The organism is Enterococcus sp. BSD2780061688st2 D3, from assembly GCF_005844145.1.
GTDB classification, from domain to species: domain Bacteria; phylum Bacillota; class Bacilli; order Lactobacillales; family Enterococcaceae; genus Enterococcus_B; species Enterococcus_B durans.
In genome coordinates, this window is sequence record NZ_SPHN01000001.1 from 280917 (window position 1) to 298417 (window position 17501).

The 17501-nt window shown below is 38.1% G+C and carries 19 protein-coding genes; 4 read left to right on the forward strand and 15 right to left on the reverse strand.

The features are described from left to right. Positions 1–58: 58 nt before the first annotated feature. The 6 genes from FGQ66_RS01210 to FGQ66_RS01235 form a co-directional block, all read right to left on the reverse strand. Positions 59–568: a QueT transporter family protein gene (locus FGQ66_RS01210; RefSeq protein ID WP_138301440.1), complete on the reverse strand. Its 510-nt coding sequence runs from the start codon at positions 566–568 to the stop codon at positions 59–61. Between the two features lie 170 nt (positions 569–738). Further along, entirely contained in the window at positions 739–1500 is a 762-nt protein-coding gene (locus tag FGQ66_RS01215; RefSeq protein WP_081133741.1) for a 3-oxoacyl-ACP reductase, read from the reverse strand. Then, positions 1497–1718 (reverse strand): DUF2829 domain-containing protein, encoded by a 222-nt coding sequence (locus FGQ66_RS01220; protein WP_005880667.1) that lies wholly within the window; start codon positions 1716–1718, stop codon positions 1497–1499. The genes FGQ66_RS01215 and FGQ66_RS01220 overlap by 4 nt, the downstream gene beginning before the upstream one ends. Positions 1719–1723: 5 nt before the next feature. Beyond that, positions 1724–3244 (reverse strand): AcpB/EbpR/MafR family transcriptional regulator, encoded by a 1521-nt coding sequence (locus FGQ66_RS01225; RefSeq protein ID WP_081133740.1) that lies wholly within the window; start codon positions 3242–3244, stop codon positions 1724–1726. Between the two features lie 63 nt (positions 3245–3307). Further along, on the reverse strand, positions 3308–4009 hold the full coding sequence (locus FGQ66_RS01230; protein WP_138301441.1) for an LrgB family protein: 702 nt from the start codon (positions 4007–4009) through the stop codon (positions 3308–3310). Continuing rightward, the gene (locus FGQ66_RS01235; RefSeq protein ID WP_138301442.1) at positions 4002–4412 is read right to left on the reverse strand and encodes a CidA/LrgA family protein; all 411 of its coding nucleotides are present in this window, start codon (positions 4410–4412) and stop codon (positions 4002–4004) included. The genes FGQ66_RS01230 and FGQ66_RS01235 overlap by 8 nt, the downstream gene beginning before the upstream one ends. Positions 4413–4730: 318 nt before the next feature. Between FGQ66_RS01235 and FGQ66_RS01240 the strand changes: the two genes are divergently transcribed. Together FGQ66_RS01240 and FGQ66_RS01245 are read left to right on the forward strand one after the other, a co-directional pair. Continuing rightward, positions 4731–5465: an MIP/aquaporin family protein gene (locus FGQ66_RS01240; RefSeq protein ID WP_005880675.1), complete on the forward strand. Its 735-nt coding sequence runs from the start codon at positions 4731–4733 to the stop codon at positions 5463–5465. Positions 5466–5683: 218 nt separating this feature from the next. After that, positions 5684–6868 (forward strand): hypothetical protein, encoded by a 1185-nt coding sequence (locus FGQ66_RS01245; RefSeq protein WP_230315183.1) that lies wholly within the window; start codon positions 5684–5686, stop codon positions 6866–6868. Positions 6869–6903: 35 nt separating this feature from the next. Here the strand turns inward: FGQ66_RS01245 and FGQ66_RS01255 are convergent, their stop codons facing one another. Genes FGQ66_RS01255 through FGQ66_RS01265 form a run of 3 tightly spaced genes read right to left on the reverse strand, consistent with a single transcriptional unit; the run spans position 6904 to position 8814 of the window. Further along, positions 6904–7803, reverse strand: a complete 900-nt coding sequence (locus FGQ66_RS01255) for a metallophosphoesterase (protein ID WP_138301444.1) — start codon at positions 7801–7803, stop codon at positions 6904–6906. A 25-nt stretch (positions 7804–7828) separates the two neighbouring features. Then, complete coding sequence (locus FGQ66_RS01260) at positions 7829–8185, reverse strand: iron-sulfur cluster biosynthesis family protein (RefSeq protein WP_005880681.1); 357 nt, start codon at positions 8183–8185, stop codon at positions 7829–7831. A 47-nt stretch (positions 8186–8232) separates the two neighbouring features. After that, positions 8233–8814 (reverse strand): GNAT family N-acetyltransferase, encoded by a 582-nt coding sequence (locus FGQ66_RS01265; protein WP_081133738.1) that lies wholly within the window; start codon positions 8812–8814, stop codon positions 8233–8235. A 237-nt stretch (positions 8815–9051) separates the two neighbouring features. Here FGQ66_RS01265 and FGQ66_RS01270 point away from each other — a divergent pair, with 237 nt between their 5' ends. After that, positions 9052–9348, forward strand: coding sequence for a hypothetical protein (locus FGQ66_RS01270; protein ID WP_005880685.1), 297 nt, complete (start codon positions 9052–9054; stop codon positions 9346–9348). Positions 9349–9513: 165 nt separating this feature from the next. On the opposite strand, the gene FGQ66_RS01275 is transcribed toward FGQ66_RS01270, so the two are convergent. From FGQ66_RS01275 to FGQ66_RS01290, 4 genes are read right to left on the reverse strand one after another with little or no spacing between them, the layout of a single operon-like run. Next, entirely contained in the window at positions 9514–10467 is a 954-nt protein-coding gene (locus FGQ66_RS01275) for a siderophore ABC transporter substrate-binding protein (protein ID WP_081133736.1), read from the reverse strand. Positions 10468–10487: 20 nt separating this feature from the next. Further along, the gene (locus FGQ66_RS01280; RefSeq protein ID WP_138301445.1) at positions 10488–11243 is read right to left on the reverse strand and encodes an iron ABC transporter ATP-binding protein; all 756 of its coding nucleotides are present in this window, start codon (positions 11241–11243) and stop codon (positions 10488–10490) included. Beyond that, positions 11240–12196: an iron chelate uptake ABC transporter family permease subunit gene (locus tag FGQ66_RS01285; RefSeq protein ID WP_113845127.1), complete on the reverse strand. Its 957-nt coding sequence runs from the start codon at positions 12194–12196 to the stop codon at positions 11240–11242. The genes FGQ66_RS01280 and FGQ66_RS01285 overlap by 4 nt, the downstream gene beginning before the upstream one ends. Continuing rightward, positions 12189–13139, reverse strand: coding sequence for an ABC transporter permease (locus FGQ66_RS01290; RefSeq protein ID WP_113845126.1), 951 nt, complete (start codon positions 13137–13139; stop codon positions 12189–12191). The genes FGQ66_RS01285 and FGQ66_RS01290 overlap by 8 nt, the downstream gene beginning before the upstream one ends. Positions 13140–13287: 148 nt before the next feature. Between FGQ66_RS01290 and FGQ66_RS01295 the strand changes: the two genes are divergently transcribed. Continuing rightward, a complete protein-coding gene (locus tag FGQ66_RS01295) occupies positions 13288–13737 on the forward strand; it encodes a YueI family protein (protein WP_113845125.1) in 450 nt (149 codons plus the stop codon). Between the two features lie 180 nt (positions 13738–13917). Here the strand turns inward: FGQ66_RS01295 and gshAB are convergent, their stop codons facing one another. Next, positions 13918–16191, reverse strand: coding sequence for a bifunctional glutamate--cysteine ligase GshA/glutathione synthetase GshB (gshAB, locus tag FGQ66_RS01300; protein WP_171024549.1), 2274 nt, complete (start codon positions 16189–16191; stop codon positions 13918–13920). Between the two features lie 306 nt (positions 16192–16497). Continuing rightward, complete coding sequence (ftsY, locus tag FGQ66_RS01305) at positions 16498–17496, reverse strand: signal recognition particle-docking protein FtsY (protein ID WP_005880698.1); 999 nt, start codon at positions 17494–17496, stop codon at positions 16498–16500. Positions 17497–17501 lie beyond the last annotated feature (5 nt).

The following is a 17501-nucleotide window of genomic DNA, read 5'->3' on the forward strand; positions in this document are numbered from 1 at the left end:
CACCACTTATTCTTATCATGTTCATTCATGTACAAAACTATACCATTTAATTCACACTTTATTTAGTCAAATCGATTTTTTTACTGATCCAGTAGATGATGACGCCCCCCACAATCATAGAAGCCAATTCGCCTAAAGCAATGACTCCCCAATTAAAGAAAAAGGGTGCTTGATACAATAATTTTAACTGTCCTGCCACTGTAAACATGGAGAATGCAAAAATAAGCGCTGTAATCACCATTTTTAGTTTCATATTTTTTACTCGTTTCGTCACACTATAATTGAGCAATAGGACGATCAGTGTGCTGACACTACCAACGACGACATCGACCAACCCAAGTGGCGAAGCCAAGTTAGCTAATGCTACACCTAGTGTTACAGCATAAATATATTTTTTATTATAGAGGGACAGATAATTGAACATTTCTGATAACCGTATTTGGATGGCACCAAAACTGATTACAGACAATACAAGGGTGACTGCTACATATAAACCTGTGACCAAAGCCATTCGCGCAATTTCTGCTGTCGTCCAACGATTTTTTGAAGTTATTTCTTTATGATCCATTTATTTTCTCCTTTGCAAGATAATATTCTTGGTAATAACTACGACCAAAGGATGGGAATTTTCTTCCAACTGAAGTGCCGTAGTGTAAGTTTTTTCTGGTCATACTGCCTATACTTTAAGAATAAGTGATCGTATAACCGATAGCTCGTTTTACAATAGCAACAAAAAAGCTATTTTAAGAGCCAACCACCATCGATCGGAACGATTGCTCCTTGGATATAGCTGGCTTGAGGTGTTGCTAAAAACAACGTCAATTCAGCCACTTCTTCTGGTTTGGCCCAGCGTTTGACTGGCGTTTCATTTGCCACCCATTCTGCCATTTCACCATCTCCTGCAAAATCAGCCGCATTCATTGGCGTTTGGATAGCTCCTGGTGCGATTCCTTTTACGCAAATACCTTGGGAAGCGTAGTCGAGCGCTAATTGTTTGGTAAAACCAATAATCGCGTGCTTGGCACTTGTGTAGGCAACACCGCCTCCACCAGCCACGTAGCCAGCGATAGAAGCCATATTGATGATTGTTCCAGAGGTTCGTTGAAGCATCTCTGGAAGTAGCAATTGAGTCAAACGATACATGCTTTTTACATTGACCGCAAATATCCGATCCCACAACGCTTCATCCGTTTCTAACAACGGGTGATAGGCATCAAGTATCCCAGCCGTATTCAATAAAATCTCTACTTCACCGAAGTGACGATGGCAAGTTTCTACTGCTTCTAAAAGTACTTCTTTTTTTGTGATATCTCCCAAGTAATACATAAAAGATTCTGGATAACTCGTGGAAAGTTCTCCCATCCCACCATTTTGCTGATCCAGTCCAAAAACTTGGGCGCCTTGCTCTAAAAATGCTTTAGCTTGTGCATGTCCGATTCCCGAAGCTGCACCAGTCACAAAAACAACTTTTTCAACTAGATCTGTATAGTGGTTTTTCATTTTACAATGACCCAGTCATCTGCCAAGATATCGCAAACAGTTGGGGCAAAACTAGAAAATCCTTCGTCGCTAGTTTTGATCAAAAAATAAGGAGTAACGGGACAACCGTCAAATTCATCTCCAGATACAAGAACGACGTAAAGCTCAAAACCACTCCAGCCTTCACGAATCACTTTTGCTCCTTTTTTTACTTCTGGTAATATTTCTTCAAATGTCATTTTCTTCATCTCCTGCGATTATTTTTTTCTTGAATCAGTCTTATCTTTTCAAAAAGTTCAATATAGTCTTTCAATTGTAATTCGCCTGTTACGATAAAGTATTCTAGGTCTGCCCATGGCTTACGGTGAACTTTGCTCGTTGAAAGCAACAAATCGACATCTCTTCCACGATAGTCTGTAGGTAAAAAAAGCAACTGATAGTCATTTCGGAAAAAATTACGTAGCCCCTCTTCGATCAGTTGTTCTTCAAATAACGGAAAATCTGTCATTAGCAAAATCGTTATCTGAGGCAACTGTTGAGTGAATGCGCCCATTGTTTTTAAAACCGTCAGATATCTCCCCATCAAAAAGGAAATATTTTGAAAAGCCGGATGTCGGACTTCTCTACGTTCTACTTCAAAGAATAAATCGAGCCAATGTTTTAATTCCTTGTTTTCAATCACTAGATGGTTCATGAAATCACTGTCGTTGCCATCAATCGTTTCTTTTGCTTCCGGAAAAAGATACGCAAATAAATGGCTACTGAATAAATAGTTTTCTGCTTCTTTAGATAAAGTTTCTGTTGGAAGTCCTTGTTCTGTTTGGTAGAATTCTAGTGCTTCTTTCGCTTCATAAAGTGCGGTATAAGGCGGGGTCTGATATTTTTGGTGGAACGTAAAAATACTGGTACGGATTTCTTCATCCGTATAATATTCTTCTCTTGTCATCAACACTAAAAAAAGCGCGCCTACCTCATCCTCGTTTTGAAAATAGTTTGGGAATACCGGTTGCATCCACTGACAAAATTGTTTAAATAATGGATTATCTGTAATCAACCGCCGTTTGCGCTTGTTTAAGTCCACATAGTGTTTCTGAGACTTACGCAAAAAGAAGGCTCCCAACATATATTCCAACCTTCGTTTTTTGATTTCATTCAACCGTACATTAAAAAAAGCCATGATTTGTTCTGCGATTTTTTTCACATCTGTTTGGGAAATCGTCGCAAACGGCCAAATCTTTCCACGGAACAACTGCCAAAAAGTCATATGTAAATAGAGCCGAATGATTTCTTCTTCTCCCTGGGCCACATAGTCCCCACGTTGCAAAGAGATACCATAGGCTTTTAATTGTTGTTTCCATTCATTGATTTTTCGGTGAGCCGTTGATTCACTGATGTAATGTTTTTGTGCAAACTGATACATCGTGTGGAAATCTTCAAAAAAAATATCATGCAACAATTGATATTTCAACGTATTTTGCACAAGATAGATGAGAAAACGCTCGTGCTCAATCGAATCTAAGGAATCATGAAAATTATAACCAGCACGGTGGGACTTTACAAACAGAGGTTGTGCTTTCCCACTAAAGTGCTGATAATTTTTAGATAGTTCACTTAAATATTTCGAGACACTGCGTGCATCTAATTGAACTGTTTGCGCAAGCTGTACAGCTGTATGCCATCCATGATCTTCAAAGCTTTCCAGCAGAAGGATTTTATAGTAGAGATCTTTGTCGAATCTCTTTAAATATTCAGATGACAAATACAACTTCACTCACTCCTTTATGCTAGAACGTTGGTTTCATTGTAGCATAAAACAACTGCTTCGACATTAAAACAAGCCAGCAAATGGTTGGAACAATAAAGGTAAGATGAAAACTGTTAGAATACCATTGACGCAGATTGCTAAACCAGAAACGATCCCTTCTATTTTTCCCAGCTCAATTGCTTTAGCTGTCCCGATTGCATGGGAAGTACTCCCTAAAGCAACTCCACGAGCGACAGGACTCTTGATATTGAATATTCGAAAAATATGTGTGGCAATCAACGAACCAAAAATACCTGTTGAAACAACGATGGCAAGTGTGACTGCATTTACCCCGCCCATACTATGAGAAAGATCCACTGATATTGCTGTAGTTACTGATTTTGGCAATAATGAAATAACCATATCTTTCTTTAATGAAAAGAGATAGCCGATACCTACGCTGACCAAACAATTGGCAACGATCCCGGCGATAATGGCTGCCAGGACTGAAAAAACATTTTCCTTCAATAAATGAAAGTTCTTATACAACGGAATGGCTAATGCTACTGTCGCTGGTGTAATCAGCATCGTCAAAAAGCTGCCACCGACATTGTAGTCTTGATAATTGATACCAGAAAAATGTAAAAATAAAATGATTACGAGGATCGATAAAACTAATGGATTGATGATTGGTAATTTATATTTGCGCAAAAATTTATCGGATAGAACATACACACCTAAAGTGACACTTAAACCAAACAAAGGATTACGGAAAAATTCAGTCAATTTGTTGTTCCTCCATCTCTATTTCTGGATCATTTGCTTTTCGTTTCTTCGTGACATATTGGACGATTGCTTCAACACCTTCTGCAGTTTTTCCTGCTACGACCATTGTCACTACGGAACAAACGACAACAGCACCAAGCAAAATAGGCCAGATCGTTGCAATATCGTCAAAATAATCAAGTAAGCCCACTCCAGCAGGTACAAAAAGGATCGTTAAGTTATTCAACAAAAAATCCCCTGTTGCTCCTAATCTTTCAGGATTTACCAAGTGCATCTCAAATGCCAAAAATAGGAATAAAATGCCAAGGATACTTCCGGGAATAGGTAGATGCGCAAAAACTCGTGTCGCTTCTCCTAATACAGAAAAAAATGTAATGATAAAAAACTCTTGAAAAAATTTCATATATGAAACACTCCTTATGTCTTGTTTTCATTTTACTAACAAACTTTTTCTGAAAGTTTCAAAACATGCTGTTTCTAAGCAACAACATTTGAAAAAAATACTTGTTTTTTTTTGGTATATTTATAATTAAGGTTGGTGTTTTGCGAGAAAGTTTCGAACGTTGATTTTTGGAAGTTGGTCTGATTTCTTTCATACATAGAAATCGCATTTTTAATCTGCACTTATTGCGACCACGGAAGAAAAGGACAGGCGAAACACTGCACCTATTGTGTTGATGTTTCTTTTTTTTTGCATTTTTATAATATTTTGGAGGTATATATGGATTACTCACTTATGACGCGTCTAGCGGCGGAAATGATTGGTACAGCCTTATTGATCGTTCTAGGAAACGGTGCTGTAGCTAACGTAGATTTAAAAGGAACGAAGGGTTACGGAAGTGACTGGATGTTGATAGCTGTAGGTTATGGCTGTGGGGTTATGATCCCAGCAATGATCTTTGGCGGAATCAGCGGAAACCACATCAACCCAGCATTCACAATCGCTCTTGCATCAAACGGCTTATTCCCTTGGTCAGAAGTTTTACCTTATATTGCAGCTCAATTAGTCGGTGCCGTAATTGGTCAATTGATCGTTGTAGCTTGCTACAAACCATACTATGACCAAACAGATGATGTAAACCATGTTTTAGGTACATTCTCTACTATCAATAGTGTTGGTTCTAAATTCAATGGTTTCGTCAATGAATTCTTTGGTTCATTCGTTTTATTCTTTGGTGCCCTAGGTATCACTAAAGCACCATTCTTCCAAGATAACCTTGGTACAGCTCATTTAGCACTTGGTTTCTTAGTTTGGACATTAGTTGCTTCTCTTGGAGGTCCTACTGGTCCTGGATTGAACCCAGCCCGTGACTTTGCTCCACGTCTGGTACATGCTTTATTACCACTTAAACACAAAGGCTCATCACAATGGGGTTACGCTTGGGTGCCAGTTGTTGCACCGATTTGTGCCGGTATTGTTGCAGTCTTCTTATACAAATTCATCTTTATGGCTTAATCAAAGTCAAGCAGAAAACTGGATGCGAAAATTCGCACCCAGTTTTCTTTTTTTTGGAAAAATATATTCTGTTTACTCTTTTGAGTATGGAATAATACAGTAAAAAAGTAAGAAAAACAGTAGCAACTGAAATCAAGGTTCCAATTCATGCCATAGAAAGGTAAAGACAGTAGCAACAAATTTAATCTATCACTAAAACTTAACGAAGGAGCGTTATCATGGCAATAACTGACTATACTGAAAGTGAACGAAAAGCTGAACTTTTAGCCTTACTTCTTGCATTGAAAGAAAATGGTTCGTATCATTCGACAGGTTCGGATGGCAAGATACTTTATACATTACTATTTACGACATATCAGAAAATGATTGAACAAGATCAACAAAATTTTTTTATACCCAAACAACAGCAATCTGCTATCTCCACCTCTTTACAAAATACCATTGATTTTTATCAATCTGCTAAACAAGGCGAGATCAAACAATTACTGGAAAACCTAAAGCCTGATGATCGCACCTCCTTCATGATCCTTCCCATCCAATTTTTGACAGAAGGAGAACAGAAACACGCGGCTGGATTACTTATACATAGACACAATGATCAGTATGTCCTTTCCATATTAGACAAAGCACGTTTTTTTCAACAACGGACTGGCAGCTATCTCACGATCCCTGAGAAAAATATAGAAAAGTTCAGTGAACTACTTTTAGATAGTAAAAACTCTGATGAGATTCACAGAAATAGCCCTACTATTAGCTACGATAGATGGTCGAATTATGGGATTTTAAAAGCCTTTACTACTCTTTCAAATGAGCCTCAAGCAAAAGACTTAAAAATAAACCTAAGTAGACAAATCGAAGGAAATTGTATTATAGCTGGTGTCGATGCAGCTTTCAAAACAGCTTTGTACCATTGTCATACAGATATTTTTCAAACTATCGATACGCGTAAAGAAAAGCTTACACCAAAATACAATGTAAAAGAGAATGCTACATTTCAGATGCGTCGACGCTTCCTCCATGCCTTAAAGGGCAATGATCACAACGAAAATAAAAAATTAGATCGTATTTTTTCTTATTATGAAGAAAGGAAAAAAATGAAAAAGAAACTCTTAAAGCTTAACAAAACATGGAAAAATTCAAGAAATCCACTTCTTAAGCTAATCTATCATCTGAAAAAAACCAGTATCCAAAAAAAACAGTACACCATTCATCATGGATTTAACAATATGATGAAACGCGATTTCTCTATTATCCCTTTAAATGGCCTTCCAAAAGCAAGAGTTCAAAATCTTATAAAAGAAGATTATCAAAAAACGGCAATCGCAGAACTATACGCAAAAGTATCGCCATCAAAATTAACTTATATCCAAAAATCTAAAAAAAAAGATTCTCTTTCTCGTTGACTTCAACTGAAAAATGACTGTTATTTTGTATGGGATCAATACAAAATAACAGTCATTGCTTTTTCAAATTCTTCATGTAAATGTTTCGTACGATACGCGCTGAACTCCGAATCATGCGCACGCAATAACGTTCGCAATTTCATTGGATTGTAGCTGTCAACCAAGTGATTCATCAAAACGAAGTCTCTCGTCAGTTGCCATTCATAATAATACCCAAATGGCCGGCAACTATATGTCGCGCCACCAATGACTTTCTCGGCAAACCTGCGATGTGTATGTCCAAAGACCACATGTGTGATATTGTCATACTGATCCAGTAAATCACCCAATGACTCTGACCCTAAAAAAGCATTTAGATTATTCCAACGTTCATAGGGAGCTGACTGATACACTATAAAGTCTTTTTTAGGAACAAAATGCGTAGAAAAAATCACCTTTAACTGTTTGGCAGAAAGGATATCCAACAGATTTTTTGTTTCTTGAAGCAAGCGATCATTCACTTCAAGATCCGTTCCTTCTCGCTGAATAAACCGATCATACCAGTAAAGCTTCTTCATTCGAACGATGGCATCCAACTCTTTCAATTCAGAAAAACGATAATCATACCAACCGTTCATTCCTACTAAAACTAGTTTCTCATTAAGAGGAATATAGCGTTCATTCAGGAAATGCGCATCTGGAAAATGATTCATCATTTCCTCGCCATTGACATCAGCTAATTCATGGTTGCCAAAATGAAAGGTCGTCGGCAAGCCTTTTTTTGCAAAATATTCCACAACAGCTAAACAACGATCTACTTTGTTCGCTACATCACCTGCCAAATGAAGGCGCGTGATTTCTTTTTCTTTTAATACTTGCCATAGGATCAGCAATTCATTTTCGCTAAACTTGTTGATGTCAACATGCAAATCACTGATGATCGCTAACTTTCCCATTTTACGACTACCTTCTGTTCTCTTCTTAGTCTCTATGAAGCATTTGTAAATTTCCTTTTAATAAACCACTTGGACCCTTTAATTGAAGACTATTATACGTTGGTTCCACTGCAATTGTTGTAGGGTCATCCATATACATCAAAGCACTTTTTTTCATTCGGATCGGACCAACTGTGGTTTCCGCTGTTTCTGAATATAAACTCAAATCTTTGTCCGTATCCTTTTTGACAATCAATAAACGAAAGGACGTATCGATTTGGCAAGTTACCCGAGTATCTGCGAATGGACCATCACCATCCTCAATATCTAATAATAATTGTTCATCTGCATTGACTTGAGATTGGATCTTTTCTTTTGCTTCCTCTGTTAACAATAGTTCCATTGTCATCACCTCAAGTATAGCTTACTGATTTTATATTTTAGATGCAACTAACTTGTTTTTTTGTGCTGTTGCTCCTGCCATTCTTTTTTTGTGATACCACGTAAAACGGTTGAAGCGATTTTTCCTTTCCAATGTCTCGCATCAGGAATGATTCCTTCCTTCTTCATACCGATTTTTTCCATGACCCGTCCAGATTTAGGATTCTCTACGTCATGTTGCGCAAAGATCCGCACAAGTGCTAATTCTTCAAAACCAAGTGTCAATAATGCTCTGGCAGCTTCCGGCATATATCCGTTTCCCCAATACGCCTTATTTGATGCATAACCAAGTTCTGCATTATCCTGTATTTCATTAACTCTCAAATCGATGGTACCGATCATTTTATGATTGCTTTTCAACTCGATACCATATTTGCCTAGAGGAGCTGCCATGAAAACATTAGCGATCCCCTGTTTCGCATCAGCTATTGTTTGGTACGTAGGAAATACATAATACGTTGTTTCTTCATCTTTTCCATATTCGTACATATCCTCTGTGTCCTTTAAAGTGACTGGGCGCAAGATCAAACGCTCTGTTTCGATTCTTTGGTGCTGGGCAAAAATTAAATTTCGATCAATCAGTAATTCCATTGGCTTTCCCACCCCTACGTATATATTTCTAACTACTTTATCGAAAATATGCGACAGAATCAAGGGTTTCACGAATTTTCATTGATATTTTCTTAATTGAACCTTAAGTACCATCAAAAAAGCTTGAAAATAAAAAAGCTTTAAACATTACTTGAAAAAGAATAACCTTTTATTCACGGTTTGTTAACATTTTTTCAGTATTGTTATCTTATTCAATTAAAACCTGGAGGAATCATTATGGCTGAATACGCAAAAACGATCTACTTTATCGAAGAAACACAAAATATCGAAGGTTCCTACATTGAAGTCAAAACTTTGTTTGTCAATGATGATAAGCAAAAAGCAATTTCAATTTTTGAAAAATTAGCGCAAAAAAAATCAAGCTCATTTGGTTTGATTCTGAGTGAATACAAGATCAAAGCAGAAGAAAGCTATTTTTATCAGTTATTAAAACATTGGACAAAGCTTCCTGCTGACTTCTATCGAAGAATGAATATTTTGAATTACCGAGCACTAGCAGAGACAAAAATCTGACCCCTTCAAGATCCAACTAAAAGACCATATCGATTCATTCTTCTTATTTCTCGGAGTTAAACACTTCTGTCCCAGCCTCGTTTTTTTTCTCCAATTTCTCAAAACTAAACGACTTTTATCTCGACCTCATTTTCGTGCCGTTTTCCGTTTTGTTCTAGTCTTTTTTTAGTTGAATACTTGATTGACGTCTTCTATCATCAACTTCATTGATTCTAAGCCACCGCCACTTAAATACCATACATCTGGTTGTAAAGAAATGACTTGATCATTTTTTCCAGCATCTGTCTGCGCAACTAATTCATTTGCCGACACGTTATCTTTACTGTCATCTCCGCCAATTGCTTTCGTACGATCGACAACAAAAAGGATCCCTGGATTTTTTTCTAAGATATACTCATAGGAAACACTTTGTCCATGCGTAGAAGCTTCAATTTGATCATCCGCTTGTTTGAATCCAAATACATCATGGACAAGGCCAAAACGTGAACCTGAACCATAAGCTGAAAGCTGCCCTTCGTTCACTAGCGTAACTAAAGCTGTTTGTTCAAGCTTGCTTGCTTTTTCTTTTGTTTCCTCAATTTCTTTCGTTAGTGTAGCTAGTTCTTCTTTTGCTTTGTCTTCTTTACCAAAAATCTCAGCTAACGCATTTACATTCTGCTGTACAGATTCCCACGGTTCCTTTGTATCGACCGCTAAGTAAAGGGTTGGCGCAATCTTAGCTAGTTCTTCTTTGTAATCACTTTGTCTACCAGAAATAATGATCAAATCAGGCTGCAACTGATTGATTTTTTCTAAATCAGGCTCTTTGATCCCACCAGCCGATTCTACATCTTTATACTTATCTAAATAACTAGGTAAATTTTTAGTTGCTGCTCCGATCACTCTATCCCCAACGCCCAATGCATCTAATGTATCTAAAGACCCGTTATCAAAAACAACGACTTTTTGTGGATTTTTTTGTACTTCCACACGATCTCCATTGCTGTCTTTAATAGATACGGTCGTTTGTTCGGTTGTATTACTTGTTTGGGTAGACACCGTACTACTGTTTCCAGTATTCCCACATGCCGCCAATCCAAATGTTGCCATCAATAAAACACTAAGTACTAATCTTTTCATCTCTTTTCTCCTTTAATTTTTTAGAAATAAAGACAGAATCTGCGTCCTTCAATTTCGCAAATTCGGATGTCCATTTCATACAATTCATCTAAAACTTCTTTTTTGATAATTTCGTTCGTTGTGCCTTGAACAAATAACTCTCCATCTTTCATGGCAATGATTTCATCTGCATAACTCGCTGCAAAATTGATATCATGGAGAACGATGATGATCGTTTTTCCTAATTCGTTCACTAATTTTTTTAAAATCTGCATGATTTGTACAGCAAAATTCATATCCAGATTATTCAACGGTTCATCCAACAAAATATAATCTGTATCTTGGGCAAGTACCATCGCAATGTAAGCTCGCTGTAACTGACCACCAGAAAGTGTATCGATCGTTTGATCAGCTAATGCGTCTAAACCTAGATGTTCCATCGATTCCTTGACGATTTGTTGATCGTGTGTAGTTAGTTTCCCTTTTGTATAAGGAAAACGACCAAATTCAACTAATTCTTTGACGGTGATCTGCATACTGATCGTATTGGTTTGTCGTAAAATGGATAGCTTTTTGGCTAGTTCCTTTGAGCGCCAAGCCTTCACCTCGTTGTGATCCAAATAAATTTCGCCCGTGTCCTTAGCAATCAGCCGACTGATCATTGACAGAACTGTCGATTTTCCTGCTCCATTCGGTCCAATAAATGCCGTCAATTGCTGTTCCTTGATAGTCAGATTGACTCCTTTCACCACCGCTTTTTCATGATAGTTCTTACTAACTTCTTTTAAGTCGATCATGTGATCGTCTTCCTTTCACGAATCAATTTTGTAATAAAATAAACGCCACCTAAAAATTCCACCACAATACTAACAGTCGTGTTCCAACCAAAAAGCTGTTCTACGAGCAATTGCCCACCCACTAAAAAGAGGACGGAAATCAAAAAACTCCCTAGAAACAATTCCCCATGTCGATAAGTAGCAAAGAAACGATAACTGATATTCGCTACAATAAACCCTAGAAAAGTAATCGGTCCCACCAATGCAGTAGCAGTACCCGTCAGAAGACTGACACAGCATAATACCAAAAACTGGAAATGATCTGTATCAATCCCTAAATTGATTGCTTGTTCTTTTCCAAGATGGAACACATCAAGATAGTGTCTTTTATATAATAAGAAGAACCAAGACAAACTAATGATGATCGTTGCTGGCAATAAATACTGATTTGGAATATTCCCAAAACTAGCAAAGAGCTTTCCTTGTAAAAGATCATATTCATTTGGATCCATGACAACTTGTAAAAAAGTGCTGATACTGCTAAACAAGGTACCTAAGATCATCCCAGTCATTAAAAGAAGAAAGACATTCGTCTGACCTTTCTTCAATAAAAAGAAGAATAAGAGCTGACTCAACCCCACCATCAATCCAATATTCAGTAAAAACATCCCTGTTCCTACCTGTTGCAGCATCGTCACTCCACCAAAGAAAAAGAAGAGAATTGTCTGTACCAATACATACAATGAATCCAATCCTAAAACAGATGGGGTCAAAAATTGATTTTGTGTGATCGTTTGGAAACTGATCGTTGCACTGCTTGTAGCGAGAGAAACCAAAAGAAATGCAAAAATTTTTTTACTGCGAAGTGCCCAGGCGAATTGCCAATTCCCATAGGTATTGATCATCAAATAGCTGGCGATCACTCCTAGGGTAAGGATAACCAAAAGGGTAAATCGTATCCTTTTTCTATGCATTCTTTTTCCTCCTAACCAGCAAATAAAGGAAAATAATACCGCCAATGATCCCCACCACCACGCTGACCGGTACTTCATAGGGATAAATAACAACTCGAGCGATGATGTCACAAGCAAGTAAGAAGACACTCCCCAATAGTGCAGTGAATCCCAACGTTTTATGTACCTGATCCCCATATAGCTTAGCAGTGATATTGGGAATGATCACACCAAGAAATGGAATCGTTCCAACCATGATCAATACGATTGCACTCGCAAAAGAAACAAGTCCTATTCCTAATAATTGCATTTTTTTATAATTAATCCCTAGGTTGACTGCAAAAGATTCACCTAATCCAACAATGGTAAAGCGGTACGCAAAGATGTAAATAACCACCAATAAAGGAACCGTTACATACAATAATTCATACTCACCACGTATGATCGTCGCAAAATTTCCTTGTAGCCATGAAGACATGTTTTGTACCAATTGAAATTGGTAAGCAAAAAAAGACGCTACAGAACCAATGATATTCCCCAACATTACTCCGACTAACGGGAGCATAAGCTGATTTTTTTGCGGAAATAACCGTGCAAAAGATAAAAATAAAAGTGTTCCTACGAAAGCAAAGAAAAAAGCTGTCAGAGAACGTAAAAGTAAAGGTGCTTGAGGTAAAAATAACATAACGACTAAAATTCCCAATCTTGCACTATCCATCGTCCCCGCAGTCGTTGGTGAAACAAATTTATTTTGAGTCAAGTGCTGCATGATCAGTCCACAAATACTACTTGTCGCTCCAACTAAGATCAAACAAATCGTTCGAGGGAAGCGAGTCGCTAAAAAAAGTTGGGTACTTTGTCCCCTTAAATGAATCAGGTCAGAAAACTGTACATTTGATACACCGATAAATAAGGAACAGCAGCCTAGTCCAATCAAGGCAGTAATTAACCAAAAGTACCGCATAAAATCCTCCTCGCTTCTAATTGATAATGATTCTCATTCTTATTCTAAGTGAAGGTTTGAACAAAAGCAACCGCTTTTTTCTTTTTTAAGGCATTTTCATCTTCTATGTTATAATCCTATTAGAAGAACTGAGAAGGAGGAAAATCCGATGTCAAAAGACGATGTACAAAGCCATTTAGACAAAGGAATGTATGGTACCCCATTAGTAAATCCCGAGGAACAACACAAATATTTAGGTACTTTTCGTGAACGTTGTTATTTGAGTATGACGATCGCTGAGATGAAAGATCCGACAAACAAGGAGAAATTCATTGAAGAAATTGAAAAGCAGCCTGATGCAACGATTCTCTTGAATGGTGAAACCCCAATTGCGATCCAAAATCAATACATCCAGCTTGCAACGAAGAACAATATCCGTTTTACAGTCGTCAATGACTTTGTCTCCGACGCTCCAGACAGCATTGGGTTACTCTTAGCTGCGAAACAAGCGGTGAATGAGCCAGTCATTGACGTAGAAGAAAAATATCCCAAAGAAGAAAAAAAGGAAAAAGAAGAACCCGAAACTAAAAAGAAAAGTTTATGGGATCGCTTGTTTTAATTCAAATAAGTATTTTCCCAACTGAAACGACCGCCAAAAGTCAGGAATCCTAACTTTTGGCGGTCGTTTTATTCGGAATCAGAGTCTGTAGCAAAACTGATTTTTAGATTTGTCCCACATTCACCTCTGCCCCAATTATTTCGGTCTAGCAGAAGAGATAAATGTGTTTTTTTCGCTCTGTTACTTTTCAAAAATTTCTGGATATAACAATTGTAAAACATTCATTGTCAGTCTTCTGCCTTTTCCTGCAAATGGATAGACATGCATATGCATCGCTGGATTAAAGTTCGCTTCAATGATTCCATAGGCAGTTGGATTTTTCTCAGGGTCTACTTCTTTATCGGGAATGATCAAATCGATTCCACTGATTTTCGCACCTAATGCTTCCACCGCTGAAACTGCAATTTGTTTATAGTCTTCAGAAAATTCATCCGTCACATCAATGGAGTCGCCTCCTGTACTGATATTTGAATTTTCTCTCAAATAAACGATTTTGTCTTTGGCGGGTACAGAAGATACCGTTAATCCCTGTTCCTTCAACATCAATTGTTCTAACTCTCCCAGTTGGATCAGTTCCAATGGCGCGCGATGGTTCGTTCCTCGTAACGGATCAAGATTCTTTTCAGCAACTAACTCCTCTACTGTTCGCACACCGTCCCCTACGACATTTGCAGGGACTCGAAGCAAGATAGCTTGGACCTCACCGTTGATCACAAAGAAACGGTACTCCGTTCCCGGCATGAATTCCTCGACTAAAACAGAAGCATCCTCACTAAATGCGATAGCTAATCCCGCTTGATAATCTTCTAAGCTTGCTCCATCTTTGAAGATAGTGATTCCTAGCCCATAATTCGTAGACTTCGGTTTGATCACAAATGCTTGCTTGGCAAATCGCGGATATGCTTTTATCGCTTCTTCCATTGACGTAAATTCTGCACCATTTGGTACACGGAATCCTGCTTCTTTTAAAATTTTCTTCGTGACTGTCTTATTCTCCATGATCAAAGGAACGATATAGCTATCTTTACTTGTCATATTTGCATTTTTCACATATTCGATATGTTCCTGATGTTGCAATCGTAAAAATTGATCAGCTTCATCAATTACTTTCACTTCTACTCCTTTTTGGATCGCATCAAATAAAAAGAGTTGTGTAGAAAGTTCCATATCTCTAAAACCTGCTAATTGATAAGGACGTGCATGTGCTTCTTCATCATATTTTTTACCTAGGTTCAGGGCAAACTCGTGCTGACTTTTTTCCTTTGCTTCTTGATAGATTTTTCCTGCTAAAGTCTCTGCTGGTTGTAGCATTTTCTCGATCATTTTCTCAATCAAAGGGATCGCTGTTGGCTGTTCTAACTCGATCAGCATTTCTTTCATCCCATTCAATACCTTAAGCCCTTCTTCAAGAAAAGCGGTTTGCTTCAATGGGTGTTCAAGAGAAACTACTTCATTTTTATCCGTACCTTCTTTTACCCAAGCATCTGGTTCTTGTTCTTCTTCTACCCACAACATGTACGTCAAAAATAGTTGCAAAAATTTCACTTGTTCTGGATTGATCCCGAGACGTGCATAGGGATTCAGGTCAATGTTTCGTAACTCGATGTATCGTACTCCAGTTGTCGTCAGATCCGCTACTCGTTTCCCGCCACGGAAGCGTATAGGTGTGTAAAATTCTTTTTCTTCTGACAATTTTCCTTCTTCCACCATCTGTTCGATATCGGATAAATAGCGTTCCATTGATGAATAAGATACTTTGACATTTGGATGATTCGTATAGCCAAATGAACTGTTGCGAATGCTTCGAATCGGCTCACTTGGTGCAGGTTTATCGACGAAATAATTTGCTTCACTCAAAGGAGAAGCCCCATATAGATAAGTGATCAACCAACGGTAATGCAAGAAATTTCGCGCCGTTTTTAGATACAGTTCTGTTTTAAATGATGTAAAATCAGGAAATTCCGTTTGTTGCGCAAACAATGATCGTAATAAATCATCGCCAAATTCAAAATTGAAATGGATACCGCTCACCATCTGTTTTCTTTTTCCATACTCTTTGGCTAGATAGCGGCGATAAAGTACATCTTCGAAATTCGCTAATTTTGCGATCATGATTTCTTCGTCTTTCGTCGGTAGTGCAGGAGGCATACTTAACGGCCAGATCATTTCCTCATCAGAGATCGACCGAGAAGCGACATCATAAATAGCCGCTAAATATTGGAATAGTTCCTCCACTGAATCAGTGACGGGTGTGATCAATTCAATTTGTGTTTCGCTAAAATCTGTTTGGATATAGGGATGGAATGCTCGATCACCAAATACTTCAGGGTGATCGGTTCGTGCTAAAGCTCCTGTCAGATCCACTCGTTGTCCTTCACGTTCAACGCCAAAACGTGCTTGATCGATAAACGGACGTGAGTTAGGATGCAAGAGTAAATATTTATAATTCATTATTCATTGTCCTCCAGTTCATATGCCTCTAATTATAGTAAAAAACCTCTAGAAAAAGAACGAAATTGTTTTAAAATGAGAAAAAAGAAAAAATCAACTTTAATCAACTTTTATGTAGAGCCCCATCTTACTTTCTTATGTCCTCTTCTCATTCTAAAAAAGAAGCTGAAGAACCAGAAAATATTTTCATATTCTCATGGTACTCCAGCTTTTTCTTTAGCTACGTTTGTGTGATCAATTATTCAGTTGATCATAGTAGTTTTTCCCCTAAATCAGGTACTTTCTTTCAAAGAACAGTCATAACAGATTTTATTCTTCTTTTAACAATCCTTTGAACAAGCCCACAACAAAATCGTTTGGCTCGAATGGTTCCAAATCATCGATACCTTCGCCAAGACCGACTAATTTGACTGGTAGATGCAATTCATTACGGATGGCTAATACGATCCCGCCTTTTGCCGTACCATCTAGTTTCGTCAATACTAACCCAGTAACATCTGTCGTTTCTTTGAATTGTTTCGCTTGGACCATTGCGTTTTGGCCAGTTGTTGCATCAAGGACAAGTAATGTTTCATGGGGTGCTTCTGGTAATTCCCGTTGGATGACACGTTTGATTTTTTCCAATTCGTTCATTAAATTGACTTTATTTTGCAAACGGCCTGCTGTGTCCACCAATAAAACATCCACTTGTTCATTTTTCGCTCGTTCCACTGCATCATAGACAACAGCCGCAGGGTCGCCTCCGGCATTTCCACGAACTACTTCTACCCCAGCACGTTCGCCCCACACAACTAGTTGGTCGATCGCACCTGCACGGAAAGTATCAGCGGCAGCCAGCAAGACTTTCTTGCCTTCGTTTTTATACTGATGCGCAAGTTTCCCGATGCTTGTGGTTTTTCCAACTCCGTTCACGCCGACAAACAAGATGACTGTCAAGCCATCTTCTTGAATGTTCAATTCATTGACTTCGTTGATTCCCTCTTCTTCATACAGATCAACTAATTTTTCAATGATTGCATTTTGGATCTCTGCTGGTTTTTTCGCATTCCGGAGCTTTACTTCTTGCCGGAGCGCTTCCGTGATCTGGATCGCTGTTTCAAAGCCCACATCTGCGCCAATCAGCGTTTCTTCTAGTTCTTCAAAGAAATCTTCATCTACTGTTCGGAAATTTGCAAATAACTCATTCATGCGTTCCCCAAATGTTTTTCGGGTTTTTTCTAGTCCTTTGTCGTACTTTTCTTGTACTTCGACTTCTTCTGGTTGTTCTTCTCCAGTAAACGCACGTTTGATCTTATCAAAGAATCCCATAAGTT